The organism is Leucobacter sp. OLIS6, from assembly GCF_002752355.1.
In the GTDB taxonomy this organism is placed as follows: Bacteria; Actinomycetota; Actinomycetes; order Actinomycetales; family Microbacteriaceae; genus Leucobacter.
Window position 1 is genome coordinate 266,122 of the sequence record NZ_MRAV01000008.1, and the last position, 26,008, is coordinate 292,129.

General features: G+C 70.8%; 27 protein-coding genes. 19 read left to right on the forward strand and 8 right to left on the reverse strand.

The features are described 5' to 3' along the window. The first annotated feature begins 15 nt into the window (after nt 1-15). From murA to BMH31_RS04530, 5 genes are all read left to right on the forward strand, one after another. A complete protein-coding gene (gene murA, locus BMH31_RS04510; protein WP_099724464.1) occupies nt 16-1,386 on the forward strand; it encodes a UDP-N-acetylglucosamine 1-carboxyvinyltransferase in 1,371 nt (456 codons plus the stop codon). Nucleotides 1,387-1,453: 67 nt separating this feature from the next. Beyond that, nucleotides 1,454-2,221: a lysophospholipid acyltransferase family protein gene (locus tag BMH31_RS04515; RefSeq protein WP_199068308.1), complete on the forward strand. Its 768-nt coding sequence runs from the start codon at nt 1,454-1,456 to the stop codon at nt 2,219-2,221. Further along, complete coding sequence (locus BMH31_RS04520) at nt 2,218-3,348, forward strand: NAD(P)H-dependent glycerol-3-phosphate dehydrogenase (RefSeq protein ID WP_099724256.1); 1,131 nt, start codon at nt 2,218-2,220, stop codon at nt 3,346-3,348. Before BMH31_RS04515 ends, BMH31_RS04520 begins: the two co-directional genes overlap by 4 nt. Then, on the forward strand, nt 3,345-4,445 hold the full coding sequence (locus BMH31_RS04525) for a D-alanine--D-alanine ligase family protein (RefSeq protein WP_099724255.1): 1,101 nt from the start codon (nt 3,345-3,347) through the stop codon (nt 4,443-4,445). The genes BMH31_RS04520 and BMH31_RS04525 overlap by 4 nt, the downstream gene beginning before the upstream one ends. A gap of 285 nt (nt 4,446-4,730) precedes the next feature. After that, nucleotides 4,731-5,558, forward strand: a complete 828-nt coding sequence (locus BMH31_RS04530) for a DUF559 domain-containing protein (RefSeq protein ID WP_099724254.1) — start codon at nt 4,731-4,733, stop codon at nt 5,556-5,558. 348 nt (nt 5,559-5,906) lie between these two features. On the opposite strand, the gene BMH31_RS04535 is transcribed toward BMH31_RS04530, so the two are convergent. After that, nucleotides 5,907-6,425, reverse strand: a complete 519-nt coding sequence (locus BMH31_RS04535; protein WP_241898131.1) for a DUF3515 domain-containing protein — start codon at nt 6,423-6,425, stop codon at nt 5,907-5,909. A 92-nt stretch (nt 6,426-6,517) separates the two neighbouring features. On the opposite strand from BMH31_RS04535, the gene thiL reads away from it, so the two are divergent. Together thiL and BMH31_RS04545 are read left to right on the forward strand one after the other, a co-directional pair. Continuing rightward, nucleotides 6,518-7,552 carry a thiamine-phosphate kinase gene (gene thiL / locus BMH31_RS04540; RefSeq protein ID WP_099724252.1) on the forward strand — a complete coding sequence of 345 codons (1,035 nt, stop codon included), beginning with the start codon at nt 6,518-6,520 and terminating at the stop codon, nt 7,550-7,552. A gap of 86 nt (nt 7,553-7,638) precedes the next feature. Further along, nucleotides 7,639-8,283: an SIMPL domain-containing protein gene (locus BMH31_RS04545; protein WP_099724251.1), complete on the forward strand. Its 645-nt coding sequence runs from the start codon at nt 7,639-7,641 to the stop codon at nt 8,281-8,283. An 11-nt stretch (nt 8,284-8,294) separates the two neighbouring features. Here the strand turns inward: BMH31_RS04545 and BMH31_RS04550 are convergent, their stop codons facing one another. Beyond that, on the reverse strand, nt 8,295-9,872 hold the full coding sequence (locus BMH31_RS04550; protein ID WP_099724250.1) for a PucR family transcriptional regulator: 1,578 nt from the start codon (nt 9,870-9,872) through the stop codon (nt 8,295-8,297). 157 nt (nt 9,873-10,029) lie between these two features. On the opposite strand from BMH31_RS04550, the gene gabT reads away from it, so the two are divergent. Then, nucleotides 10,030-11,373: a 4-aminobutyrate--2-oxoglutarate transaminase gene (gabT, locus tag BMH31_RS04555; protein ID WP_099724249.1), complete on the forward strand. Its 1,344-nt coding sequence runs from the start codon at nt 10,030-10,032 to the stop codon at nt 11,371-11,373. Between the two features lie 103 nt (nt 11,374-11,476). Further along, nucleotides 11,477-12,943 (forward strand): NAD-dependent succinate-semialdehyde dehydrogenase, encoded by a 1,467-nt coding sequence (locus BMH31_RS04560; protein WP_046454516.1) that lies wholly within the window; start codon nt 11,477-11,479, stop codon nt 12,941-12,943. A gap of 81 nt (nt 12,944-13,024) precedes the next feature. Here the strand turns inward: BMH31_RS04560 and rsmD are convergent, their stop codons facing one another. Continuing rightward, on the reverse strand, nt 13,025-13,606 hold the full coding sequence (gene rsmD, locus BMH31_RS04565) for a 16S rRNA (guanine(966)-N(2))-methyltransferase RsmD (RefSeq protein ID WP_099724462.1): 582 nt from the start codon (nt 13,604-13,606) through the stop codon (nt 13,025-13,027). 223 nt (nt 13,607-13,829) lie between these two features. Here rsmD and BMH31_RS04570 point away from each other — a divergent pair, with 223 nt between their 5' ends. The 9 genes from BMH31_RS04570 (at nt 13,830) to BMH31_RS04610 (ending at nt 21,547) form a co-directional block, all read left to right on the forward strand. After that, on the forward strand, nt 13,830-16,016 hold the full coding sequence (locus BMH31_RS04570) for an ATP-dependent DNA helicase RecG (protein WP_099724248.1): 2,187 nt from the start codon (nt 13,830-13,832) through the stop codon (nt 16,014-16,016). A gap of 163 nt (nt 16,017-16,179) precedes the next feature. Then, complete coding sequence (coaD, locus tag BMH31_RS04575; protein WP_046454513.1) at nt 16,180-16,674, forward strand: pantetheine-phosphate adenylyltransferase; 495 nt, start codon at nt 16,180-16,182, stop codon at nt 16,672-16,674. 17 nt (nt 16,675-16,691) lie between these two features. Then, nucleotides 16,692-17,246: a YceD family protein gene (locus BMH31_RS04580; protein ID WP_241898132.1), complete on the forward strand. Its 555-nt coding sequence runs from the start codon at nt 16,692-16,694 to the stop codon at nt 17,244-17,246. An 11-nt stretch (nt 17,247-17,257) separates the two neighbouring features. After that, nucleotides 17,258-17,461: a 50S ribosomal protein L32 gene (gene rpmF, locus BMH31_RS04585; protein WP_046454512.1), complete on the forward strand. Its 204-nt coding sequence runs from the start codon at nt 17,258-17,260 to the stop codon at nt 17,459-17,461. A gap of 16 nt (nt 17,462-17,477) precedes the next feature. Continuing rightward, entirely contained in the window at nt 17,478-18,176 is a 699-nt protein-coding gene (gene rnc / locus BMH31_RS04590; RefSeq protein ID WP_099724247.1) for a ribonuclease III, read from the forward strand. A 14-nt stretch (nt 18,177-18,190) separates the two neighbouring features. After that, on the forward strand, nt 18,191-19,153 hold the full coding sequence (gene mutM / locus BMH31_RS04595) for a bifunctional DNA-formamidopyrimidine glycosylase/DNA-(apurinic or apyrimidinic site) lyase (RefSeq protein WP_099724246.1): 963 nt from the start codon (nt 18,191-18,193) through the stop codon (nt 19,151-19,153). A 100-nt stretch (nt 19,154-19,253) separates the two neighbouring features. Further along, nucleotides 19,254-19,754 (forward strand): hypothetical protein, encoded by a 501-nt coding sequence (locus BMH31_RS04600; protein ID WP_099724245.1) that lies wholly within the window; start codon nt 19,254-19,256, stop codon nt 19,752-19,754. A 73-nt stretch (nt 19,755-19,827) separates the two neighbouring features. Beyond that, on the forward strand, nt 19,828-20,397 hold the full coding sequence (locus BMH31_RS04605) for a cysteine hydrolase family protein (RefSeq protein ID WP_099724244.1): 570 nt from the start codon (nt 19,828-19,830) through the stop codon (nt 20,395-20,397). Nucleotides 20,398-20,542: 145 nt separating this feature from the next. After that, on the forward strand, nt 20,543-21,547 hold the full coding sequence (locus BMH31_RS04610; protein ID WP_099724243.1) for a hypothetical protein: 1,005 nt from the start codon (nt 20,543-20,545) through the stop codon (nt 21,545-21,547). On the opposite strand, the gene BMH31_RS04615 is transcribed toward BMH31_RS04610, so the two are convergent. The 4 genes from BMH31_RS04615 to BMH31_RS04630 all read right to left on the reverse strand — a co-directional run bounded on the left by BMH31_RS04615 (nt 21,517) and on the right by BMH31_RS04630 (nt 23,837). After that, the gene (locus BMH31_RS04615; RefSeq protein ID WP_099747373.1) at nt 21,517-22,146 is read right to left on the reverse strand and encodes a GyrI-like domain-containing protein; all 630 of its coding nucleotides are present in this window, start codon (nt 22,144-22,146) and stop codon (nt 21,517-21,519) included. The two genes, BMH31_RS04610 and BMH31_RS04615, sit on opposite strands and share 31 nt — an antisense overlap. A gap of 66 nt (nt 22,147-22,212) precedes the next feature. Then, entirely contained in the window at nt 22,213-22,743 is a 531-nt protein-coding gene (locus BMH31_RS04620; protein WP_099724241.1) for a DUF1648 domain-containing protein, read from the reverse strand. Beyond that, nucleotides 22,736-23,224, reverse strand: coding sequence for a MarR family transcriptional regulator (locus BMH31_RS04625; protein WP_099724240.1), 489 nt, complete (start codon nt 23,222-23,224; stop codon nt 22,736-22,738). The genes BMH31_RS04620 and BMH31_RS04625 overlap by 8 nt, the downstream gene beginning before the upstream one ends. After that, the gene (locus tag BMH31_RS04630; RefSeq protein WP_099724239.1) at nt 23,205-23,837 is read right to left on the reverse strand and encodes a DJ-1/PfpI family protein; all 633 of its coding nucleotides are present in this window, start codon (nt 23,835-23,837) and stop codon (nt 23,205-23,207) included. The genes BMH31_RS04625 and BMH31_RS04630 overlap by 20 nt, the downstream gene beginning before the upstream one ends. Before the next feature lie 128 nt (nt 23,838-23,965). On the opposite strand from BMH31_RS04630, the gene BMH31_RS04635 reads away from it, so the two are divergent. After that, complete coding sequence (locus BMH31_RS04635; RefSeq protein ID WP_099724238.1) at nt 23,966-24,520, forward strand: hypothetical protein; 555 nt, start codon at nt 23,966-23,968, stop codon at nt 24,518-24,520. Here the strand turns inward: BMH31_RS04635 and BMH31_RS04640 are convergent. Continuing rightward, nucleotides 24,468-25,994: a PLP-dependent aminotransferase family protein gene (locus BMH31_RS04640; RefSeq protein WP_099724237.1), complete on the reverse strand. Its 1,527-nt coding sequence runs from the start codon at nt 25,992-25,994 to the stop codon at nt 24,468-24,470. The genes BMH31_RS04635 and BMH31_RS04640 overlap by 53 nt on opposite strands. Nucleotides 25,995-26,008 lie beyond the last annotated feature (14 nt).

Here is a 26,008-nt window from a genome sequence, read left to right on the forward strand (position 1 = left end):
AGCACGACCGACGCCATCGACGGTCTGAAGCAGGACGCCCAGAAAGCGGGTGCCCGCGTCGGACTCACCTCCGACGAGATCCTGATCAACGGCGGACGTCCGCTCCGGGGGCGCATCGAGGTGCGCGGCGCGAAGAACCTCGCGCCCAAGGCGATGGTCGCGGCGCTGCTCGGCAAGACGCCGAGCGTCCTGCGCAACGTGCCCAACGTCTCCGACATCCGGATCGTCGCGGGGCTCCTCGCGCTGCACGGCGTGCAGATCACGCGCAGTGACGACCCGGGCGAGTGGCACCTCGATCCCTCGAACGTCGAGCAGGCGCATCACGCCGACATCGACGCGCACGCGGGCTCCTCGCGGATCCCGATCCTCTTCTGCGGTCCGCTGCTGCACCGCCTCGGCGAGGCGTTCATCCCCGATCTCGGCGGCTGCCGCATCGGCGATCGTCCGATCGACTTCCACCTGGAGGCGCTCCGCAAGTTCGGCGCGGTCGTCGAGAAGCTCCCGAGCGGGATCAGCCTGAGCGCGCCCGACGGCCTGCACGGCGCGAACATCGAGCTGCCCTACCCCTCGGTCGGCGCGACCGAGCAGGTGCTGCTCACGAGCGTGCTCGCCAAGGGGCAGACCGAGCTGCGCAACGCGGCCATCGAGCCCGAGATCATCGACCTCATCTGCATCCTGCAGAAGATGGGCGCGATCATCACGGTCGAGCCGAACCGCGTGATCTTCATCGAGGGCGTGGAGGAGCTCCGCGGGTACGACCACCGCGCGATCTTCGACCGCAACGAAGCCGCGAGCTGGGCTTCGGCCGCGCTGGCGACCCGCGGCGACGTATTCGTCGGGGGTGCCAAGCAGGAGGAGATGATGACCTTCCTGAACGTCTTCCGCAAGGTCGGCGGCGACTTCGACGTGCACGACGACGGGATCCGCTTCTGGCACCCCGGCGGCGAGCTCAAGCCCGTCACCATCGAGACCGATGTGCATCCCGGCTTCATGACCGATTGGCAGCAACCGCTCGTCGTGGCGCTCACGCAGGCCGAGGGCACCTCGACCATCCACGAGACCGTCTACGAGAACCGCTTCGGGTTCACCGATGCGCTGAACCAGATGGGCGCCGATATCGAGGTCTACAAGGACGGCCTCCACGACGACGCCCGACGCGTGAAACGTCGCGAGTTCGAGCAGGCCGCCGTCATCACCGGTCCGTCGCCGCTGAGCGGTGCCGAGATCGAGGTCCCGGATCTGCGCGGCGGCTTCAGCTACCTCATCGCGGGCCTCACCGCCGAGGGGCAGACCAAGGTGACGAACCTCGGCATCATCTCGCGCGGATACGAGAACTTCATCGAGAAGCTGCGGCTGCTCGGTGCGGATTTCGTGTACGAGGGCTGAACCCGCGGTATCCACAGTTCTCCGCGCGCTGTCAGCGGAGGCATGCGGCATCGGCGATAATTGATGCATGCGTGAAACGGTGAAGCTGAGGAGCCGCTCCTCGGCCGAGAAGCGGCGGCCATCCATGTTCTGGGTGCTCGCTTCCCTGATCCTGCCGCTGTGGTCCCTGATGGTGCGCTACCGGTTCACTCGGGAGTCCCGTCTGCCGCAGACCGGGCCCTTCATCCTCGCGCCGAACCACTACAGCGAGATCGATCCGGTCGCCATGGGCGCCGCGGTCTGGCACCTCGGACGCCTGCCGCGGTTCATGGCCAAGGCCAGCCTGTTCAAGGTGCCGGTGCTGGGCTGGCTGCTCCGGTCCTCGGGGCAGATCCCGGTGGAGCGTGCCGGCGCCTCGCGCGGGGGCAACAACCCCATGGGCGACGCCGGCGGACTGATCCAGCGCGAGGCGGGGGTCATCGTGTACCCCGAGGGCACGCTGACCCGCGACCCCGAGCTCTGGCCCATGCGCGGCAAGAGCGGGGCCGTGCGGCTGGCGCTCGAGACCGGGATCCCGCTGATCCCCGTGGCGCACTGGGGCACGCAGGAGCTGATGCCGCGGTACGCGAAGCGCATCCACCCGTTCCCGCGCAAGACCATCCGGGTCTCGGTCGGTGAGCCGCTCGACCTGAGCCGGTTCCGCACGGGGCCGATTGACCAGCGCGTCGTCACCGAGGCGACCGAGGTGCTCATGCAGGCCATCACCGCGCTGCTCGCCGAGCTGCGGGGCGAGCAGGCGCCGCCGGAGCGCTGGGATCCGAGCAAGCACCAGCAGAGCGAGACGGGGCGTTTTTGAGCACCAAGTCCACCCCCGCAGCGGGGTCCGGATCCAAGCGACCGAACCCCAACCGGGGCCGCAAGGTCGCCGTCATCGGTGCAGGCAGCTGGGGGACCACCTTCGCCAAGGTGCTCGCGGACGCCGACTGCGATGTCACCATCTGGGCGCGCCGCCCCGAGGTCGTGCACGAGATCTCGGTCGCCCGCCGCAACAGCCAGTACCTACCGGGCATCAACCTGCCCAAGGGGCTCAATGCGACCGAGTCGCTCGCCGAGGCGCTCTCGGGGGCCTCGCTCGTGTTCCTCGCGGTGCCGAGCCAGACCATGCGCCAGAACCTCGAGGACCTGGAGCCCTACCTCGAGCGGCGCAGCGTGCTCGTCAGCCTGGTCAAGGGCGTCGAGCGCACCACGACCATGCGCATGAGCGAGGTCATCGCCGACGTGCTCGATCTCGAGCCCGAGCGCATCGCCGTCGTCTCCGGCCCGAACCTCGCCCTCGAGATCGCCAAGGAGCAGCCGACCGGTGCGGTCGCCTCCTGCGCCTCGCTCGAGGTCGCCCAGGAGATCGCCACGGCCTTCTCGACCTCCTACTTCCGCGGCTATGTCAACACCGACGTCACCGGGACCGAGCTCGGCGGGGTGCTCAAGAACCTCATCGCCCTCGCCATCGGAATCGTCGACGGTGTCGGGTACGGCGAGAACACGAAGGCCGCGATCATCACGCGCGGGCTCGCCGAGATGACCGAGTTCGCGGTGGCCTCGGGCGGCGACCCCACCACCATGTCCGGTCTCGCCGGGCTCGGCGATCTCATCGCCACCTGCCAGTCGCCGCTGTCGCGTAACAATACCGCGGGGCGTCTCATCGGTCAGGGGTACAGCCAGGCCGAGACCAAGGAGCAGATGCAGCAGACTGCCGAGGGCATCACCTCGGTGCGCCCGGTGCTCGAACTCGCGCGCGAGCGCGGGATCTCGATGCCCATCGTGGAGCAGGTCCAGATGGTGCTCGACGGCCGCATGGCGCCGCGCGACCTCGGCCCGCACCTCGCCACCGAGGACGGCGTGCCGCAGCCCGAACTGTCGCTCGGCGGCGATCGCCGCGGAGCCTGGAAACGATTCATCGACCGAGTGAAGGGGGAGCGCCCATGAGCGCCCGTCGTACCGTCGTCCTCCTCTTCGGAGGCCGTTCGAGCGAGCACGAGATCAGCTGCGTCACTGCGGCGGGCGTGCTGCGCGCGATCGACCGCGAGCTGTTCGACGTGATCCCTGTCGGGATCACGAAGCGCGGTGCGACCGTGCTCGTCCCCGAGACGGAGCTGCTCTCGTTCCGTCTCGAGGCGGGCGCGCTGCCCACCGTCGCCGACAACGGCACCCGGGTGCTGTGGCCGGCGTCGATCGATACGCGCAGTCTCACGGTGATCGAGCAGGAGGGCGGACTCCGCTCGCTCGGTCACGTCGACGCCGTGATCCCGATGATGCACGGCCCGTTCGGCGAGGACGGCACCGTGCAGGGCATGCTCGAACTCGTCGACCTGCCCTACGTCGGCAGCGGCGTGCTCGGTTCTGCGCTGGCCATGGACAAGCACGTGGCCAAGACGGTGCTCGCCGACGCGGGCATCGCGGTCGCGCCCTGGCGCACCGTGACCCGGTTCGAGCTCGAACGCGATCCCTACCTGGCCGAGCGCCTCGACGATGGCCTCAGCTACCCCCTGTTCGTCAAGCCCGCCCGAGCCGGATCCTCGGTCGGCGTCAGCAAGGTGTCGGAGCGAGCGGGCATCCCCGCGGCGCTCGACCTGGCCTTCGCCGAGGACTCGGTGGTGCTCATCGAGTCCGGCGTGGTCGGCCGCGAGGTCGAGATCGCCGTGCTGCAGGGACGCGGCGGTGCGGCCCCGCGCACCAGCAGCGTCATCGGCGAGATCGTCTTCACCGGACGTGAGTTCTACGACTTCGAGGCGAAGTACCTCGGTGCGGCCGGCGTCGAGCTCGCGCTGCCCGCAGAGGTGACCGATGCCGAGTTCGAGGCGATCCGCGACGCCGCCGTGCGCGCGTTCGAGGTCGCCCAGCTCGCCGGGCTCTCGCGCATCGACTTCTTCCTCACCGCCGACGGCCCCGTGCTGAACGAGATCAACACGCTCCCGGGCTTCACGCCCGTGTCGATGTATCCCCGGCTGTGGGAGGAATCGGGCCTCAGCTATACGGACCTCATCACCGAGCTCGTGGAGCTCGCGATCGAGACGCACCGGTAGGCGGAGCCCGCTCCTCGGGAGAGAACGCAACGCCCGGACGCTCGCGCGTCCGGGCGTTGCTGCGTCTCTGGCTGTGCGACCGCCGTGCGTTCAGCCGGATTTGAGCACTCAGCCGGACGATTTCGTTCCCGCGATCCGGCTGAGCGTTCAAATCCGGCTGAATGCGCGCGCCGCCTCGGCGCCTGCCAGCAGCTTTCGCCGTCCACAACGCGGGAACACGAGGAAGCCGTCCACAGATCTCACTGATCCGAGGCATGAATCGTGCGCCGCGGGCAGCCTGGGACGATGCATCTCGAACACCTCCTCAGATCCACCGGCGGAATCGCGCGAATCAGTCGCCTGATCGAACTCGGCTGCTCGCGCCGCGAACTCGCGGACCGTCTCGCTTCGGGGCGATGCATTCGCCCGCAGCGGGGATGGATCGCGCTCCGCGAGACGGATACCGATCTGCTGTTCGCCGCCGAGCATCATGTCGTGCTCAGCTGCGTCACTCAGGCGAAGCGAATGGGACTCTGGGTGACGGATCCTCATCCGGTCCACCATGTGGCGGTACCGCGCCGGAACGCCAAGATCCGCGGTCCGTCTCCGGTGGTGCACTGGCACCGGCCGCTCGTTCCGAGGCGCGCGTTCGTTCTCGAAGATTCGGTGGAGAACGTGCTCGCCCTGGTCGCTCACTGCCAGCCTCGAGAAGAGGCGCTGGTGGTCTGGGAATCGGCGCTCAACCGGGGCTTGACCGACCATTCCGCGATGGCTGCGCTACCGCTCAACGGTCGCGCCCGAAGCGTTCTCGAGGCGTGTACGCCCTTCTCCGATTCGGGACTCGAGACCAAGGTCAAACACCGACTGCGCTGGCTGGGTGTGCCGATCCACGAGCAGAGCTGGGTGCACGGGCGTCGCGTCGACCTGCTGATCGGGAGCCGGCTCGTGGTGCAGATCGACGGTGCTCATCACACCGGTGCACAGCGGGATGCCGACATCGCCCATGACGCGCAGTTGGCGCTGCGCGGGTATCGGGTCATCAGAGTGAGCTACTTCCAGGTGATGCGCGAGTGGGAGGCCGTGCAGCAACTCATCGTCGGTGCGATCGCACGGGGCGAGCATCTTGCACGATAGCGGTGGAGGGGGCGGCGCCGGAGTCGGGATCGGCGCCGGAGAGCTGCTGTTGAGAGGCTCCGCCCTGCGCACTCAGCCGGATTTGAACACTCAGCCGGACGAATTCGCACCGAGGAACCGGCTGAGCGTTCAAATCCGGCTGAGTGAACAGGGCGGAACGCAAGAAGAGTCGAAGTCGGGCGGTGAGGCAGGAAGCAGGTAGAGAGACCTCAATCAGGCGGCGAGGCCGAAGCCGGGCAGCGAGAGGAGCCGAACAGGAGTCAGCCAGGCAGCGGGAATGCCTGTGCGAAGGGCCAGGCCAAAGGGCAGGGCGAAGCGCGATCCTGGCGCCTCATCTTCGGGGTGCGTCTACTGCAGCTTCGACAGGTCGAGCGTGTCGGAGACGCTGGAGCACTTGCGGGTCTGGGGGAGCAGCTTGGCGACCGCACCCAGCTCCTGCACGGCCTCGGTGCCCGAGGCCTTCTTGGAGTCGACGATCACCTCGAGGCCGGGGCTGCGCCCGTACGCCTCGAAACGATAGAGGGGAGCGCGCGACCGATCGATGATCCAGTCGACGCCGTCGACCGCGACGCACTCCTGCGTGGTCGGTCCCGTCGATTCGATCCCGCAGCGCAGCAGCACGGTGGCGGGATCGCCCCACGCGCCGGTCGACTGGGCGTTGGTGGTGCGCTTCTCGAAATCGCCGATGGTGGCGGGAAGGCGCACGGTCACGTCGGCGCAGCGCGGGTTGTTCGCGTCCTTCGCCGGATCCATCGGCACCTCGCCCGCGCATCCCGTGAGCCCGAAGCTCAACCCCACCGCCACGACGGCCGTTGCCGAAAGCGCGAACGCGCGCCGAGGTCCTGCGGGGAAGGAAAAGGATCGCACCCGTCCAGCGTAGCCTCCCCGCGGGGACCGAGCCTGAGCGTGCCGGGTGACCGGACAGCGGAACCCGACGACCGCCCCGATAGATTGATCCCATGCAGAATCCGTCAGCCGACCGCTCCGAGACCGGCCCCACGGTCGAGGAGCTCGGCGAATCGGGGCTGCTCGCACGGATCCTCGCGCGGCTGTCTCCGGCTGCGACCGCGACGGTCGGGCCCGGCGACGATGCGGCGGTGCTGCGTCCGCGCGGCGAGATCGTGGTCACGAGCGACACGATGGTCGAGGGGCCGGACTTCCGGCGCGCCTGGCACAGCGGGTTCGAACTCGGGTGGAAGCTCGCGGCCACCAACCTGTCGGACGTCGCCGCGATGGGGGCGCGACCCATCGGTCTCACCGTCTCGATCGCCTGCCCGGCCGACCTGCCCGTCGCGTACCTGGAACGGCTCGCCGAGGGCCTCGACGCGGCGTGCCGCACGTTGGCGCCCGGCTGCGGCGTGGTCGGCGGGGACCTGGGCCGTGCTCCCGTGCTCACCGCCGCCGTCACCGCGCTGGGGGATCTCGGCGGCCGCCGTCCGGTGCTGCGTTCGGGCGCGCACGCGGGCGACGTGGTGGCGTACGCGGGCGACCTGGGGCTCGCGGGTCTCGGGCTCTCCCTGCTCTTCGACCGGGCCGCGACCACCCGGGGCGAGGCGCACGGCCGCACGCTGGGCGAGCTGTGGGCCGAGCATCCCGAAGCGCTCGCCGCGCAGTTGGCGCCGTCGCCGCCGATCGGGCTCGGAATCGAGGCCGCGAAGCGCGGTGCGACGGCGATGATGGACGTCTCGGACGGGCTCGCGCTCGACGCGGCCCGCCTGGGGGAGGCGAGCGGCGTCACGATCGACCTGGATCCGCGCCGGCTCGAGTCCGCGTTCGGGGAGCGGGACGACGAACGGATCCCGCTCGACGCGATGCTCAGCGGCGGCGAGGACCACGGCCTGCTGACGGTGTTCCCGGCGCTCGTGCGTTTGCCGGCCGGGTTCTCGGCGATCGGTCGGGTGCGTCCGCGTTCGGCGGCACTGCTGGTCGGTGGACGCCCGCACGAACCGCGCGGCTGGGATCCCTACCTGGTCCGCTGGCCCGGGGACGGCTAGCGCTAGGCCGGCTCGTGCGGAGCCGACTGCGGCACAATGGACGGGCGGCCCGCCGCCGGCGGGCGCGAATCTTCGCGGGAGGCGCCATGACCATCGAGCCGACGACCACCGAGATCATCACCACCGGGACCGCGGATCGCACGCTCGCGGCCGACCGGGCGACGCTGCACCTGCGCGTCTCGGTGACCGACGCGAACCGCGAGGACGCCGTTCGGCGTGCGGCCGAACTGCACGCCGCGCTCGTGCGTCGTGCCGAGGCGCTCGTCGAAGTCGGGGACGCGGAGCGCTTCGAGGCGGATCCGCTCACGACCTCCAGCAGCTCGTGGGAGCAGGACGGGTCGCGACGCACCGAGCACTACGCCGGCGCGAACGTGCGGGCGCTGCTGCTCCGCCTCGACCTCGTGGGCGAACTCACCGCGGAGCTCGCGACGACCGGGGTCGACCCGAGCGTCGAGTGGCGGCTGAGCGACGAGGTCCGCCGCAGTGTCGAGAGCGAGCTGCGCGGCGAGGCCGTCGCCGATGCGCGGGCCCGCGCGGAGGACTATGCGGCGGCGATCGGAACGACGCTGGGCGCGGTGCTCGAGGTGCGCGAGCCGGGATCCGCGGGCGGCAGCGGGGGAGCGGCCTTCGCCGATGCGCGCTTCGCCCGTGCGGCGGCGCCCGCGGTCGTCGTGACGGAGGGGCAGCTGGAGGTGTCGGCGAGCGTCACGCTCGTCTTCCGTTCAGCCTGAGCGGCGCGGCCTCAGCCGTCACCGGCCACGCGCAGGGCGGCCCAGAGCTCGGCTCGGGTGTCCGGGTCGTCGAGGCTGCGCTGCAGCAGGCTCTCGGCGGTCTGGATTCGCGCGCGCAGCGTGTGGCGGTGCACGCCGAGCGCGGCGGCGGCGGGGCTCGTCTGGCCGTGGTGGGCGAGCCACACCCGCAGGCTCGAACCGATGGAGTCGCCGTGCTTGGCGTCGTGCTGCCGCACGGGCGCGAGCAGCCCTTCCGCCGCACGCCGGGCTTCGGGGTCGGCGTCGAGCAGTCGCAGCACCCCTGCCTGCATCGACGGGCGGTACTCGACGGTCTGGCCGTCGTCGGCGACCCGCGCGCGCTCGAGCGCCTGGTCCGCCTGCTCGATGAGGCGGTCGAGGTCGGCCATCGCGCCGCGTTCGGAGACGCCCGATGCGATGCCGTGCTCACGCACGACGCGCAGCACGGGCGAGAGCTCGGCGGCCTCGCAGATCACGATCGCGCCGCCGCCGTGCGGAGCCGTCAGCACGCCCGCGCGTCCGGCGGCGATCGATCTCAGATCGTCGATCGGAGTGCCGGCGGGCACCGAGGACCGCTCGAACGAGTCGGTGAGGATCACCGCGATCTGACCGCGCGGGAGCCGGGGCAGGATCCCCGTCGAGATCTCGGCGGCGAGCTCGCCGCGGCCCGCGAGCAGCAGGCGCACGACGGAGCCGCGCAGCGCGGTCTCGGCGGCGTCGACGCCGATGCGATGCTCGAGCTGCACCGTCGCGAGCGCGGCCACGAGCCCGATGAGTGTGCGTTCCGCGGTGTCGGGCACGCCGGAACCCTCGACCAGCAGCACGCCCATGAGGCGCTGCGCGCGCCCGAGGGTCTGCAGCTGCACGCCGACGCCGTCCCGGTCGCGGGAACGCCCGGATCGGATTCCACGCTCCACGAGCTCGCGCGCCTCGGACCGGATCCACTCGGCGCTCAATCGGGTGCGGGCCGAAGCGGGCGCCGCCTCGATGATCCGCCCGGAGCGGTCGGTGAGCGCGACGCCGCGGCCGAGACGGCTCGCAGCCTCGCGGATCGCAGCCGCGAGCCCGTCCTCCTGGAGGGCTGCGGTCGAGACCGCCCGCTGCGAGTCCAGCGCCCAGACGTCGCGGGCGCGGGCCTGCGCCTCGAGCAGCTGGGCCGCGGTCTGCACGATCGCGATGAACGGGGTGTCGTAGGGGACGCGGATCAGCGGGAAGCCGCGCCGATCGCAGGCCGCGACGAGCGTCGCGGGCGTCCGCTCCCAGACCACGCCGGCCGCGACGCCGAGCGCGGTCGCACCGGCCGCGATGAGGCGGTCGACGTAGTCGTCGGCCTGCGCCTGCGTCGGGGGCGCCGGGAATTGCGCCCCGGTGGTGAGCAGCACGGTCCTCGGCGTGAGGAAGGGGGAAGGGTCTGCGAGGTCGCTGCCGTGGACCCACTGCACGGGGCGTTCCCCGGCGTCGTCGGCGGTACCGGCGATGAGCACGAGACCGAGCTGATACTGGCGCAGCAGTTCGCCCAGTTCGATGGTCGCGTGGACCGTCTGGGCGACCGCGGATGCGGGGATCGGCACGGGTTCCTCCTGGCGTCCGGCGAGTCTCGACAGAGTGGCGAAAGATTCTCGCCCTGTTCACCATTCTGGCACGCCAGTGGCGTAGTCGCCGGTCCTAAGCTGACTGCAGTACGCGCGACGATCCGTCGCGACGCCAACTGAGTCAAGGAGGAACTCAATGACCGACGCCACCATCATCGGCGGACCCTCGCTCCCGCAGGAGCGCAAGCTCGTGACCGCGATCCCCGGTCCGAAGTCGCAGGAGCTGCTCGCTCGCAAGAACGCGGCCGTGGCCTCGGGCGTCGGCGTCGCGCTCCCCGTCTTCACCGTCGCCGCGGGCGGCGGCGTGCTCGTCGACGTCGACGGCAACTCGCTGATCGACCTCGGCTCGGGCATCGCCGTGACCGGTGTCGGCAACTCGGCCCCCAAGGTCGTCGAGGCCGTCAAGGCGCAGGTCGAGCGCTTCACCCACACCTGCTTCACCGTGACCCCCTACGACGGCTACGTCGAGGTCGCCGAGAAGCTCAACGAGCTGACCCCCGGCGATCACGACAAGCGTTCGGCGCTGTTCAACTCGGGCGCCGAGGCCGTCGAGAACGCGATCAAGATCGCTCGCCACTTCACCAAGCGCAACGCGGTCGTCGTGTTCGACCACGCGTACCACGGCCGCACCAACCTCACCATGGGCATGACCGCGAAGAACATGCCCTACAAGGACGGCTTCGGCCCGTTCGCCCCCGAGGTCTACCGCGCCCCCGCGTCGTACCCCTACCGCGACGGTCTGACCGGCGCCGAGGCAGCCGCCCAGGCGATCCTCCAGATCGAGAAGCAGGTCGGCGCGGCCAACACCGCCGCCGTCATCATCGAGCCCATCCAGGGCGAGGGCGGCTTCATCGCCCCCGCCGAGGGCTTCCTCCCCGCGATCCAGGAGTGGGCGACCGCCAACGGCGTCGTCTTCATCCTCGACGAGGTGCAGACCGGCTTCGCGCGCACCGGCGACATGTTCGCCGCCGACCACGAGGGCGTCATCCCCGACCTCGTCACCACCGCGAAGGGCATCGCCGGCGGTATGCCGCTCTCGGCGGTCACCGGTCGCACCGACATCATGAACTCGGCGCACGCGGGCGGCCTCGGCGGCACCTACACCGGCAACCCGACCGCGGTCGCCGCGGCGCTCGCCACGATCGAGACCTACCAGGAGGAGAACCTCGTCGAGCGCGCCCGCGAGATCGGCGCGATCATCGAGGAGTTCTTCACCGAGCTCGCGAAGTCCGACGACCGCATCGGCGACATCCGCGGCCGCGGCGCCATGCAGGCCATCGAGCTCGTCGAGTCGGGCTCGAAGACCCCGGCCGCCGCGCTCACCGGCGCGATCGCCAAGTACGCGGGCGAGCAGGGCGTCATCCTCCTCACCTGCGGCACCTACGGCAACGTGATCCGCTTCCTCCCGCCGCTGTCGATCTCCGACGAGCTGCTCCGCGAGGGCCTCCAGATCGTCGCCGACGCGCTGGCCGCCAACTAACGACGCGCACCGAGCGGGCGGCGCGGATCCGGGCTCGAACACCGATCCCGGATCCGCACCGCCCGCTCGACCCGCAGTTCAGAACACCGAAAGGACACCCCTCATGGCACTGAAGCAGAACGAGCAGGACCTGCTCGACCGCGTCCAGTCGGGCCTCGGCATCGCCGGCACCTGGCAGCCCTCCTCGTCGAACGCGACCTTCGACGTCAAGGATCCCGCCACCGGCGAGGTCATCAAGTCGATCGCCGACGCCAGCGTCGAGGACGCCGTGCGCGCGCTCGACGCCGCCGTCGCCGCTCAGGACGCCTGGGCCGCGACCCCCACCCGCGAGCGCTCCAACATCCTGCGCCGCGCCTTCGACCTCCTCATGGAGCGCAAGGAGGAGTTCGCGCTCCTCATGAGCATCGAGATGGGCAAGCCCATCAGCGAGGCCCGCGGCGAGGTCAACTACGGCGGCGAGTTCCTCCGCTGGTTCTCGGAGGAAGCAGTGCGCGTGCACGGCGACTACCGTCAGAACCCCGAGGGCACCGGCACCATGATGGTCTCGCACCTGCCCGTCGGCCCGTGCTACTTCATCACCCCGTGGAACTTCCCCCTCGCGATGGCGACCCGCAAGATCGCCCCCGCGCTCGCGGCCGGCTGCACCGTGGTCATCAAGCCCGCGGCGCTCACCCCGCTGACCACCATCTTCTTCGTGCAGCTGCTCGAAGAGGTCGGCCTGCCCGCGGGCGTCGTCAACGTGGTCCCCACGTCGAAGGCCAGCGCCCAGTCCAGCGCGCTGCTCAGCGACACCCGCCTGCGCAAGCTCAGCTTCACCGGCTCGACCCCCGTGGGCGTCAAGCTGCTCGAGGCCGCTGCGCAGAACGTGCTCCGCACCTCGATGGAGCTCGGCGGCAACGCCCCGTTCGTCGTCTTCGAGGACGCCGATCTCGATAAGGCCGTCGAAGGCGCGATGCTCGCGAAGTTCCGCAACATCGGCCAGGCCTGCACGGCCGCCAACCGCATCATCGTGCACGAGTCGGTCGCCGACGAGTTCGCGAAGAAGGTCGCCGAGAAGGTCGCGGCGTTCAAGATCGGCCGCGGCGCCGAAGAGGACGTGCAGATCGGCGCCCTCATCGACGACAAGGCCGTGGCCAACTCCGCTCGACTCGTCGCCGACGCGGTCGAGAACGGCGCCACCGTCGTCACCGGCGGCGAGATCATCGACGGCCCGGGCAACTTCTTCCAGCCCACGGTCATCGACAAGCTCAGCCCCCAGGCCGCGATCATGCGCGAGGAGATCTTCGGACCGGTGCTCGGCATCATCCGCTTCTCGACCGAGGACGAGGCCGTCGAGATCGCCAACAACACCGAGTACGGTCTCGTGAGCTACGTGTTCACCGAGAACATCGCGCGCGGTCACCGCATGATCGAGAAGCTCGAGAGCGGCATGATGGGCCTCAACACGGGCATCGTGTCGAACGCGGCGGCTCCGTTCGGCGGCGTCAAGCAGTCGGGTCTCGGACGCGAGGGCGGTGCCGAGGGCATCCACGAGTTCCTCTCGACCAAGTACACCCTCATCCCGCGCTAAGTCCCGGGAGCGCAGCGGGCGTCGGAACCTCCGGGTTCCGGCGCCCGTTCGTCGTTTCCGGGGCGTTGCGGCAGCGCGGGCTCAGCGCGCGGCGAGCTCCGACCACCACAGCACGGTCTCGCCGTAGCGCTTCTCGCGGATCCGGACGAGGCCCTCGGGCCAGCTCGGTTCAGGGCTGCGGCTCGACCGCTCGACGAGCACCACGCCGTCGGGATCCAGCAGGGGCGGGAGCGCCGCGATGTTCGCCGCGAGCTCTTCCTCGCCCAGGTCGTAGGGGGGATCGAGCAGGATCGCGTCCCAGGCGGCGACGGGCGCCTGCTCGTCGAGGAAGTGCTGCACCGACTGCCGCGCGACGTCGACCTCTGGGGAGGCGCTCGCCGTGCGGAATGCGCCGAGCACGGTGCGGGCGTTGCGGCCCGCGACCTGCGCCGCCTGCGGATGCTTCTCGACCAGGGTCGCGCGAGCCGCGCCGCGGCTGATGGCCTCGAGGCCGAGCGCGCCGGATCCCGCGTAGAGGTCGAGCACGCGCGCGCCCTCGATGAGTCCCCAGGAGTCGAGCGCCGAGAAGATCGCCTCGCGCACCCGGTCGCTCGTCGGGCGCGTGCCCGCCTTGGGGACTTCGAGTCGCAGCGATCCCGCACTGCCCGCAATGATTCTGGTCACCGGATGAGCGTACCCGGTCGGGCTCGATCGCTTCCCGGGCGGTTCCCCGTCATGCATTCGGATATCTGCACGGATTCGGATCGCTCCTGCTCGACACGTCCGAATCAGTGCGGATCTCCGAGGCGGTGAGGCGGGGAGAGCAGGAAGGCAGGGAAGGCAGGGAGCCCCCGGGGGACGGATCAAGATCGACTCCGGTGTCGGAGGTGCCCGATAGCCTGGAGACGTGAACGACACGAGCCTGGAGACCCGACTCGAGGGAGTCGTGGGCGGCCGCACGGCCCAGGCCCTCCAGCGCGCGTTCGAGATGCGCACGGTGGGCGAGCTGCTGCTGCACGTGCCGCGGCGGTACTCCCGTCGGGGCGAGCTCACCGCGCTCACCGGTCTGCCGGTGGGCGAGCAGATCACCGTCGTCGCGCAGGTGCTCGACGTGCGCGAGCGCAGCATGCAACGCCGCAACGGCAAGCTGCTCGAGGTGCGCATCACCGACGGCACCGGCTTCCTCTCACTCACCTTCTTCAACCAGGCCTGGCGGGCGAACGAGCTGCTGCCGGGCAAGCGCGCCATCTTCGCGGGCAAGGTCAGCGAGTACCGCGGCCAGCTGCAGCTGCAGCATCCCGACTACGAGCTGCTCGACGACGACGCGGTGACGAACGGCGCCGAACTCGACGAGGCGGCGGCGAAGGCCTGGTCCGAGACGCCGATCCCCATCTACCCCGCGACCGGGCAGCTGCCCAGCTGGACCATCCAGCGAGCGGTGGGTCTCGCGCTCGACGCGCTCGGTCCCCTCGAGGATCCGGTGCCGCGGTCGATCCGCGACGCCGAGGGGATCCTGGACCTGCGCGAGGCGTTCGTGCTCGTGCACCGACCGCAGCGCACCAACGACTGGCAGCGGGCGCAGCAGAGCCTGCGGTTCCGCGAAGCGTTCGAACTCCAACTGGCGCTGCTCGATCGCAGGCGCCGCGCAGGTATCGCTCCGAGCGCCCCGCGTCCACCGAAAGCCGGCGGGCTGCTCGACCGCTTCGACGCGGCGCTGCCGTTCGAGCTGACGGCAGGGCAGCGGGCGGCCGGATCCACGATCACCGAGGAGCTCTCGCAGCCGCATCCCATGCACCGCCTGCTGCAGGGCGAGGTGGGCTCGGGCAAGACCCTGGTCGCGCTGCGAGCCATGCTGCAGGTCGCCGAGGGCGGCGGGCAGAGCGCCCTGCTCGCGCCGACCGAGGTGCTCGCCGCGCAGCACCTGCGGTCGATCGTCGAATCATTGGGCCCCGAACTGGCGCCGCTGCTGAACCCCGTCCTGCTGACCAGCAAGATGCCGACCGCCGAGCGCAAGCGCGCGCTGCTGTCGACGGCCGCGGGCTCCGCGCGCATCGTCGTCGGCACGCACGCGCTGCTCAGCGAGAACGTGACCTTCGCGGATCTCGGCCTCGTCGTCATCGACGAGCAGCACCGCTTCGGGGTCGAGCAGCGCGAGACGCTCCGCCGCAAGGGCGACGAGCCGCACGTGCTCGCCATGACCGCGACCCCGATCCCGCGCACCGTGGCGCTCACGGCCTTCGGCGACCTCGAGGTGACCGCGATCCGCGATCTCCCCGCCGGGCGTCAGGGCATCGAGACCTTCGTGGTCCCCGTGTTCGAGCGGCCGAAGTGGGCCGACCGCGCCTGGCTCCGGTCCCTCGAGGAGGTCGCGGCGGGGCGGCAGGTCTACGTCGTGTGCCCCGCGATCGCTGCGGGCGCGAAGGAGGAGGGCGTCGAGGATCCGGGGCCGGTCGAGCCGGAGGCCGGCGGCGGGGGAGCCGCGCCGCAGATCTCCAACGTCGAGGACACGCTGGCGGAGCTCCGGGCGCGCGCCGACTTCGCCGGGATCACGACCGCGGGCCTCACCGGCGCGATGAAACCCGACGAGAAGGACGCCGTCATGCGCGCCTTCTCCGCCGGCGAGATCCAGCTCCTCGTCGCCACCACCGTCATCGAGGTCGGGGTCAACGTGCCGAACGCGTCGATGATGGTCGTGCGCGACGCCGACCGCTTCGGCATCTCGCAGCTGCACCAGTTGCGCGGCCGCGTCGGCCGGGGCGAGCATCCGGGGCTCTGCCTGCTGCTCACCACCGCGGCCGACGGCACGGTGGCGCGCGAGCGCCTCGACGCGGTCGCGGGCACCCGCGACGGCTTCGTGCTCGCCGAGGTCGACCTCGAACTGCGGCGCGAGGGCGACATCCTCGGAACCGAGCAGTCGGGCGGACGCTCGACGCTGCGCCTCCTGCGCGTGGTCGAGCACGGCGAACTGATCGCGCACGCGCGCGACGTCGCCGCCGCGCTGCTCGACGCGGATCCCGAGCTCCGCGGCGCCCCGCTGCTCGCCGCGCTCATCGCGGGGGATCAGGACCACCTCGACAACCTCGCGAAGTCCTGACGGGCCGGGGCTGGTCCGTCGGCGTGCTCCGGACGGGCGCGACACGCCGTCGCGTCGCAGGATCTGCGAGCAATCGTGCATCTCGATCCGGAACCGCTGAACGAATTCTGCGCGAAGCCGCAAAATGCCGTGGCGTCGATATCGGAGCCTCTAGGCTGGCCGCATGACCAGAATCGCCGTCGTTCCCGGTTCCTTCGATCCGGTGACCCTCGGACACCTCGACGTGATCCGCCGGGCCGCCGCGATCTTCGACCAGGTCCACGTGCTCGTCGTGCACAACCCCGACAAGCACGCCATGCTCCCCATCGCCGAGCGGGTCAACCTGCTGCAGCGCTCCATCGACGAGGACGAGACGATCCCGAGCAACGTGGTCGTCGCCTCGTGGTCGGTCGGCCTGCTGGTCGACTACTGCGTCGAGGTAGGGGCGTCGGTCCTCGTGAAGGGAATCCGCTCGCAGATCGACGTGGCCTACGAGACCCCGATGGTGCTGATGAACCGCAGTCTCGCGAACGTCGAGACCGTGTTCCTGCTGCCGGATCCCGGTCACGCCCACGTGTCGAGCTCGCTCGTGCGCCAGGTCGCCGCGCTCGGCGGCGACGTCGCGTCCTACGTGCCTCCCGCCGTCGGCCGCTACCTCGAGAAGACGCGCCCAGCCTGATCCGGTACCCTGGATCGGTGAATCACCCCCGCGTCTATCAGGAGAACATCCGCGACCTCATCAATCGCCCCGGCGAGATGCGGGAGCGGGAGCGCACCCTCGAGGTCCCCGACCAGCTCGGCGAGGCCCTGGCCCGCATTCCGGCGGGCGAGCAGCTCGACCTCGCGGTGCGTCTGGAATCGGTCCACGAGGGCATCCTCGTCTCCGCAACCGCCCGCACGACCATGCATGCAGAGTGCGGTCGCTGCCTCACGCAGTTCGCCGAACCGTTCGAAGTCGATTTTCAAGAGCTTTTCGCGTATACTCCTTCGGAGGCCGACGAGTATGAGGTTCACGGTGATCACGTGGATCTTGAACCTCCGCTCCGAGACGCGGTAGTGCTCGCACTACCGTTCCAGCCTGTGTGTCGCCCGGACTGCCCGGGGCTCGATCCCGAGTCCGGTGAGCTGCGCGAGGCCGGAGCTGCAGCCGTGTCCAGCGTGGATGTTGATCCGCGTTGGGCGATGCTGGCCGATTTTGTGGCCGACCCAGACCGTGGCGAGGGCGAACAGCCCGCGCCGGATAGCAAGTAGGAGAGAACATCATGGCTGTTCCCAAGCGGAAGTTGTCGCGTTCGAACACCCGTCACCGCCGTTCGGCGTGGAAGGCCGAGGCCCCGAAGCTGGTCAAGACCGTCGAGAACGGTAAGACCGTCTACAGCCTCCCGCACCGCGCTCGCGTGGTCGAGGATTCGCAGGGCACCCCCCTGTTCCTCGAGTACAAGGGCCGCAAGGTCGCCGACGTTTAAGGTGCAGGCACCTGAGATGCCGCCGGGATCCCCTTCGGGGGAGCCCGGCGGCTTTCTTTCATCGTTCGGCGTCGCGATCGATCCCGAGCTGCTGCAGCTCGCGCTGACGCACCGCTCCTGGGCATACGAGCACGGGGGCGCGCCGCACAACGAGCGTCTCGAGTTCCTCGGCGACTCGATTCTCGGCCAGGCGGTCACGGTCAAGCTGTACCGCGACTACCCCGACCTGTCGGAGGGTGAGCTCGCCAAGCGGCGCGCCGCGCTCGTGTCGACGGTCGCGCTCGCCGAGGTCGCCCGCGGTCTCGGCCTCGGCGCCGAGCTGCGTCTCGGCAAGGGCGAGGAGCTGACGGGCGGTCGCGATAAGGACTCGATCCTCGCCGACACCGTCGAGGCGACCATCGGGGCCGTATATCTGTCGACCGATCCCGAGACGGCCGCGCAGTTCGTGCGCCAGCTCGTCGCGCCGCTGCTCGAGGATCCCGACCGTTTCACGGTCGCGCTCGACCCCAAGACCTCGCTGCAGGAGGAGGCGGCCGCCCGCGGCCTGCCGCATCCCGCGTATGACGTCACCGGCGAGGGACCCGACCACGATCGCCGCTTCACCGCGCGCGTCGAGCTCGCGGGTGCCGTCGGCACCGGCCGGGGCACCAGCAAGAAGGCCGCCGAGCTCGCGGCCGCCCGCGACGCCGTCGCGCAGCTGCGCAAGAGCAAGTAGCCGAGGCGTTCTCGATGCCCGAGCTTCCCGAAGTCGAGGTCGTTCGCGCGGGCCTCGCGCCCGCGTTGAACGGCGCGAGCGTCGTCGCCGCCGAGGTGCGCGATGCGCGGGCGCTGAAGCGCCACGTGCCGCTCTCGGTCGAAGCCGGGGTCGGCGGAGTGGGCGTGAGCCTCGACGCCGCCGCGACGTCGGCGCGCGCCGCGGACTTCGAACGCCGCATCGTCGGCGCCTCGTTCGCCGCGCCGGCCCGGCGCGGCAAATTCCTGTGGGTTCCGATCGCCGGCGGCTCTCCGGTCGCGCTGCTCGCCCATCTCGGCATGAGCGGACAGATGCTGCTGCGCGCTCACGACGCCCCGGACGACGCGCACGTGCGCGTGCGGCTCTGGATCGAGCACCCCGAGCACGGTGAGCTGCGCCTCGACTTCTCCGACCAGCGACTGTTCGGATCCCTCGCCATCGACGGGCTCGTGGCGACCGACGACGGTTTCGCCGCCGGTCGCGGTGCGGCGGAGCCGCTGATCCCGGGGCAGGCGGCGCACATCGCGCGCGACCCGCTCGATCCGGCCTTCGACGACGCGCTGTTCATCGCGCGACTGCGCGCCCGCCCGGTCGCGGTGAAGCGCCAACTGCTCGACCAGGCGCTCATCAGCGGCGTCGGCAACATCTACGCCGACGAGGCGCTGTGGCGCGCGCGGATCCACCCCGAGACCGCGGGCACGCGCATCGGCGCGGCCAAGGCGGCCGAGCTGCTCGCGCACGTGCGCGAGGTGTTCGCGAAGGCCCTCGCGGAGGGCGGCACGAGCTTCGACGCGCAATACGTCAACGTGAACGGGCAGGCGGGGTACTTCGCCCACTCCCTCAACGCCTACGGCCGCACGGGGGAGGCGTGCCCGCGCTGCGGCGGCCCGATCACGCGCATGGCGTTCATGAATCGCGGATCGCACTTCTGTCCGCGGTGCCAGCGGAAGCGGGTGTAGCTCGCTCGCTCGGGCGCGCTGATGCATTCCGTGTCGCTCGGTGCGCTGCGGAGACGGAGGTGGAGCCGACCCGATTCACCACCCGCTCTATCCTGATGCCATGGGGAATGCTGCCGTCGACGCGATCGCGAGGCTCGAACGAGCGGGGTGGTCGGTCGATCCGCCGCCGCCCGGAACCGAGTTGCCGAGCGCGCTCGCGGGTGCCTCGGAAGCGCTGACCGCCTGGGCGTCCTCGTTCTCCGCCCTCTCGAGTTCGGATGACGCGGTCTGGTTCCTGAGCCGTAACGACTATGCGGCGCAGCCGGAGGACGGGTTCGCCTGGAACGCCTTCGAAACGCTCAGCCTGGAGGCCGCCGGCACCGCCCGAGAAGCGGCCGAGATCTCCGAGTACTGGAGAGCGCACCGCCCGGTCCTGCTCAGCGTGCGCGACCACTACGCCTATCTGGCGGAGCGCTCCGACGGTGCGATCGTCCACGGGTCGGAGCCCGAGTTCGAGGAATCAACGGTCGTCGCGGCGAACCTGGGGGAACTGCTCGGTTCGCTGGCCGACCGGACTCCCGACACTCACCCTCTGGTGGAGCAGCTGCTCTTCGCGCCGTAGCGCACGCGCCGTGCGAGCGGGATCCGGGAGGAGATCGTCGTGCGCCGGCTCGGAGCTGCGCTATCGTGCAGGCATGCCCTGGAGCCCCGCGGAACGACCCGCCCTCATCGTGATCGACGTGCAGCGCGGTTTCGACGACGACGCGTTCTGGGGGAGACGCGACAACCCCGCGTGCGAGGCGAACATCGCCGCGCTCATCGAGCACTGGCGGGCGCAGGAGTGGCCGCTCGTGTTCGTGCAGCACGACTCCGCGAACCCCGATTCCCCGCTGCGCCCGGGTCAGCCCGGCCACGACTTCAAGGACTGCGTCACCGGCGATCCCGACCTGCTGGTGCGGAAGCAGGTCAACTCCAGTTTCTATGGAACCCCCGATCTCGACGCCTGGCTGCGCCAGGAGCGCATCTCGCAGCTCGTGATCTGCGGGATCACGACGAACCACTGCTGCGAGACCACCGCGCGCATGGCCGGCAACCTCGGCTACGACACGGTCTTCGCGATCGACGCCACGCACACCTTCGACCGCCGCTCGCCGGACGGGAACCTGATCGACGCGGCCGCGCTGTCGGAGACGACCGCGACGAACCTGCACGGCGAATTCGCGACGGTGCTGCGCACCCGCGAGATCATCGCCGCGGCAGAGTGAGCGGCGGGACGCGCGCCGTCTCCTCGCTCGCTACCATCCGGCGGCCGGTGGGGTCGCGGGTCTCGGGCTTCGGTTCGAGAACCCGGACTCGAATCGCGGAATAGACTTGCGGACCATGGGCGAACACGGTGGAGCGGGCTGAGCGGTGCGCAGGATCTTCGGGAAACCGGTCGTCTGGGCGGCCCTGCTCATCGCCGCGGCATCCGTGCTCTTCGCGACCGGGAGCTTCGGGCTCAGCGATGACTGGATCGTGCCGTTCCTGCTCACCCTGCTCGGCGGATGGTTCGCGGGCAACGCGATCCTCGACGGGCTGAACCGGGTCGAGCCGTTCCGTATCCGGATCATGCTCCACGTCGGCGCGACCGCCGCGATCGCGCTCACGATCTGGGCGATGTTCCTCTGGACGAAGCCGCTCGCGCAGACCGGGATCCTGCCGGATTCGGGCTGGGGCGTGTTCTTCGCGCTCCAGATGGCCGGGCTCGTCACCGTCGCCTGGTTGGCGCTCGCACTGCTCCACACGGTCACGGCGCTCGTCAAAGTCGGCAGCAAGCCGGTCGAGCGCCGCCTGCCCGAGTGGGAGGCCGCCGAGAGCGACGGCGCGATCGTGCGGTTCTCCGCTGCGCCGATGCGGTTCGGCGCGCTCACCGGCGTGATCGTCGGCACGGTCATCGTGGCGAGCCTGCTGGGAGCGGGACTCATGCTCGCATTCCCGGCGGTCATGAACGTGGGCCCGATGGTGGTGATCATCGCGTTCGCGCTGGTGATCGGGCTGCCGCTCTACGCGATCATCAGTGCGATGTTCCGCGCCCGCAGCCGCCGCTGCTCGATCCTCTTCGGAGACCGGCGCCTGCGACTCGAGGTCGGAGACGACGTGTTCGAGTGCGGCTATGCGCAGCTCGACGAACTCCTCTGGCGGCGGGGATCCGAGTATGCGCGGATCGAGCTCAGCGCGCGCGGAGAACAGCGATCCCTCATCGTCGGAGTCGCGAAGCAGCCGCCGGAGGTCGCACCGAACCTGCCCGAGCTGCCGCGCCGGACGAAGCGGCTGCTCGAAGCCGCCGGGCTCGAGGACGTCTCGAGCGCGCGCGAGGTCCGGTCGGGGCTGACCCGCTACCGGCGTCAGGCCGTGCCGGCGTCCGCCACCGGCTGACGCAGGATCGTGCGCAGCTTCTCGGGGGCCGTGCGGCGCGGATCCCCGAGGTAGACCTCATGATGCCGGCCCGTCATGCGGAGCCCCTGCCCGGGGATGAACCGCTCGTGCAGCTCTGCGAGCGTGTCGGTCTCCTCGTCGTAGGAGCCGATGTGCAGGGTTTGCACGCAGCGGCCCTCGGTGAGGGACTCGCGCCGGACGTCGCCGATGCGGGCGGCCGCGTCCTTCTTGGCGCTCGCCGCTGAGACCGCCGCGACGAATCGCTGTTCGTCGATCCAGTCGGGTATCAGCAGCATCATGGTCCAGTCCCACCGCGACTTGTCGCGGGCCGAAGTGAAGGAATCCATGTCGTCCGCCCACCAGAGCGCCTCGAGCGGCGGTACGACGTAGTCGCGGTCGAGTTCGCGCGCGCTCGCGAACTTCATCGCGTAGGCCACAGGATAGAGAGCGGCGATCGCATCGGCGGCGACCTCGGAATTCGGGTCGCCGTGGCCGTCGATCATGAGGTACCAGCGCTCGGGGACGTCGACGATCTCGAACCGGCCGCGCGGGACGCGGTAGGACGCGAGGGTGCGCTTGAAGTCGATCTTCTCTGCCATGGCGTCATGGTAGTTCCCCCCCCGACATCGAACGGACTCAAATTGACCTTTCGGTGCCGTGAATGGTCAATTTGAGTCCGTTCGATGGGGCATGGAGGCGCGCAGGGTGCGCCAGATGCCGGATCCGACCGCGATGAGGAGCAGGGATGCTCCGGCCAGGAGCAGCGGCGCCGCGGTCCAGCCGAACGTCATCGAGAGCAGCAGACCGCCGAGGAGCACCGCGACCCCCGCGTTCGTCAGAACGAGCGTCTGGCAGGCGACCCGCGCCCGCCGCTCGGCGCGCTCGGGAGACCGCTCGTCCGGCTTCAGGACCCGCTTCGGGTCTCCCGAAGCCCAGAACAGCGCGCAGCCGAGCACCACGAGGATCGCGAGCGGTGCGAACACCGTCGCCCGCGGCCCGCAATCGTCGGCCGTACCCGACAACCCGAAATGCACGGGCACGGTCCCGGGGAGGCCGGGGAACGCGATCAGGATCGCGAGCGTCACGCCGACGATCCAGACCAGGGTCGCGACGCGGAGCGCGCCGAACGCACGGTGCGCGCCGAACGCACGGCGCGAACGGCTCCCGGCGCGCCCGGGCCCCGCGCCGTCAGGCATGGTGCCTGTCGGACACCGAATCGCGGGACTCGCGGTACTCCCGCGACGCGGCGATCACCCGCGGGATCAGGCGGCTCAGCTCGGCCAGCTCGGAGCGGCCGACCGCGGCGCCGACGTGGTCCGCCCACGCGTGCTGCTCGGCCGCCATCGCGGCGACCGCCGAGCGGCCAGAGGAAGTCGGTTCCAGCAGCTTGGCGCGCTGGTGCTGCGGGTTGTCGAGCCACTCCGCCCAGCCGGCCTCCACCACGTCGTTGGCGACGCGCTGGACGCTCTGCCGCGTGAGGCCGAGGCCGATCCGGCGCGCGATCTCGGCGACCGGGATCGGTTCCTCGAGCACGGCGCCGAGCACCTGCCACTGCGCCGGGGTGAGCTGATGCGGTGCGCTGATCATCGCGGCCGCGCTCAGGAACTCGCCGTTCAGTTCGAACGCCGGTAGGACGAGCGCGGTGAGCGCGTCGCCCTCAGGACTTCTGCCAGGCATCGGCGGCCTCCATCCAGGCCTGGAAGTACCGCGGATCGGCCGTCAGGTTGAGCTGCTCCCACGCGTCGATCACGTCGTCGGGGAACAGGCCGACGCGCCGCATCACCTCCGCGGTGAACGGGACGGGGCGGATCCCGCTCGCGGTGGTGATACCGCCGTCGGTGACGACGGGCGCGTCCCGGTAGCGCTCGCCGCCGGCGTAACCCGTCATCTGCAGGTACTCGGCGGCGTTGGAGGTGTGATCGCGTTCGTCGAGCAGGCCGGTGCGGGCGAGCAGGAAGGTGGCGCCGCAGATCGCCGCGACCGGCACCTCCCGGTCGAGCAGCGCGCGCGTGGTCTCGGCGAGCCGCTCGTGGCCGGACTCGTAGCGGTCGCTGCCGGGGATCACGAGCGCGGCGAGGGATTCGTCGTCGACGATGTCGTCCAGGTCGACGGACGGCGCGATCGGCAGGCCGCCCATCGAGGTGACGGGGGTGAGGCCGTCGCCGACGATGACGAGCGAGAACCGGCCCGGTTTCACCTGTTCGGCGTCGGAGAGCTGCGTGGTCAGGTACGCGTACTCCCAGTCGGCCATGGTGTCGGTCGCGTAGAGGGCGATCTTGGCGGGGTGCATGGGGGCCTCCTCTGGCTTGTGCGTTCATTTTGACAGCATGCTGTCAAATGCGCAACGGTGAATGCGACCGCGATCCGCGCGGCGTGCCCGGGCTGCGCGGGGTGAAACCGTACTGCTAGCCTGGCCTCATGGTGGACCTGCACCCGGTCGAGCCCGGCATTCGCCTCGACCATCCGTGGATGCGGCGCTCACGCTGGGGGATGGCCTGGCGCACCTGGCTCGGGGTGCTCACCGCGACCATGGCCGGTCTGCTGCTCCTGCTCGGGCCTGATGGAGGGCTGGGTGGATTCTCCGGACTCTCGGGAACCGCAACACATCCCCTCGTGTTCATTCCACTGCTCGCCGGTGTGATCGTCTTCGCACTGGGTCCGCGCCTGCGTCGATACTCGGCGATCACCCAAGGGTTCCTGCTCGGGCTCACGGTCGCCGCGGTGGTCGCCCTCATCGCCCTGGGCGCCAGCGCGTTCGACAGCTGGGGCGCCGTGTTCCTCGTCTACTGCCCGCCGGCGTTCGTCGCCTGCGCGGTCGCGCTCCCGCTGGCGATCTGGAGCACCACGCAGACGGGATCCCGTGTCTGCTGGCCGGTGGCCGGCGTGGCCGCGCTGTTCTATGCCGCGGTATCGCTTCTCGTCATCGGCGGGGCGTTCGACGCCCCCGATGTCGTGGACGGCCTGTCCTCGTGAACTCGGTCACGACCTCGAGGACGGTGCGGAGGCCCCGGTCGAGCCGGATCGCGGTCTCCGCCCCGTATCCGAGGGCCAGCGCGTCGTCGGCCCGGGGAAGCCGTGCGAACTGGGCGACGGTCTCGACGAGCACCCCGCGCGACTCCAGTGTCGCAGCCGCCTCGGCGCCGCCGATCCCATCGGGCAGGGCGAGCACCGCGTGCAGGCCGCCGTCGAGCCCCGAGAGGCGGTCGGCCAGGCCGTATTCGGCGAACCGTTCGAGCAGCAGCGCGCGGCGGTGCCGGTATTCGCGGCGGGTGCGGGCCACGTAGCGGCGCAGCCCGCCCGAGGCGAAGAACGCCGCGAGCGCCGACTGGGTGACGAGCGGCACGGTGGGACCGAGCGCGCTGCGGGTGCGCGTCAGCCGCTCGTGGATCGGGCTCCCCGCGGTGGCGACGAGGTATCCGCAGCGCAGTGACGGGGACAGCGTCTTGTTCAGGCTGCCGATGTGGACCACGACCCCGCCCGGGTCGAGCGCGGCGATCGCGGGCAGCGCGGCGCCGAGGTGGCGAAACTCGCTGTCGTAGTCGTCCTCGATGATCAGTGTCCCGGCGCGCGCGGCGTGCGCGACGAGGGAGGTGCGCTCGGCCGCGGTCATCCGGCCGCCGAGCGGGAACTGGTGGCTGGGCGTGACGAGTACCGCGTCGGCTCGCGGGCGCACGGCGCTCAGCAGTTCCGGCCGCAGGCCGCGGTCGCCGACGGGAACCGGTTCGACGCGCAGGCCGGCGGTCTCGAACACGGCGGACGCCTCGGGGTATCCGGGATCCTCGGTCGCGATGCGCGCACCGGCGCCCAGCGCGAGCGAGACGAGCAGCAGCGCGTCGGAGGTACCGGAGGTCACGATCACGTCCTCGGTCGCGCAGGGCACGCCGCGCGAGCGTCGGACGTGCAGCGCGATCTGCTCGCGCAGGCGCTGCTCGCCGAGGGGCGGCGGCGCGTACGAGCGCAGCGGCTCGCGGGCCGCGACGGCGAGGGCACGCCGCCACTCCTCGGGAGGGAGCGGCGGAGCGTAGGGGTGCCCCGTGCGGAGGTCGATCGGGCCGCGGGCGTCGGAATCGGGCGGTGCCGGCCGCGATCCCTCGCCTGCGCGTCGGGGATCCCTGCCGACCGGAGCGCCGGGTGACCCTTCCGTACCGGCCGGCGCAATTTCCGCCGCCGCCGCCGGAACTGCCGCCGGAACGATGCCGGCGGCGATCCGCGTCGCGGATCCGAGCCGGGCGTCGAGGTAGCCCTCGCCCCCGAGCTGCTCGTAGGCGCGCACGACGACCGACCGGGCGACGCCGAGCGATTCGGCGAGCGCCCGGGACGAGGGGAGCGCCTCGCCCTCGGCGAGGTCGCCCGAGAGGATCCGGTCGCGGAGCCGGCGGACGAGCTGCGCCGCGAGCGATTCGCCGGTCCCGCGGTCGAGCGCGATCCAGATCGATGCATCGAGCATGGCGGCCTCCCGGG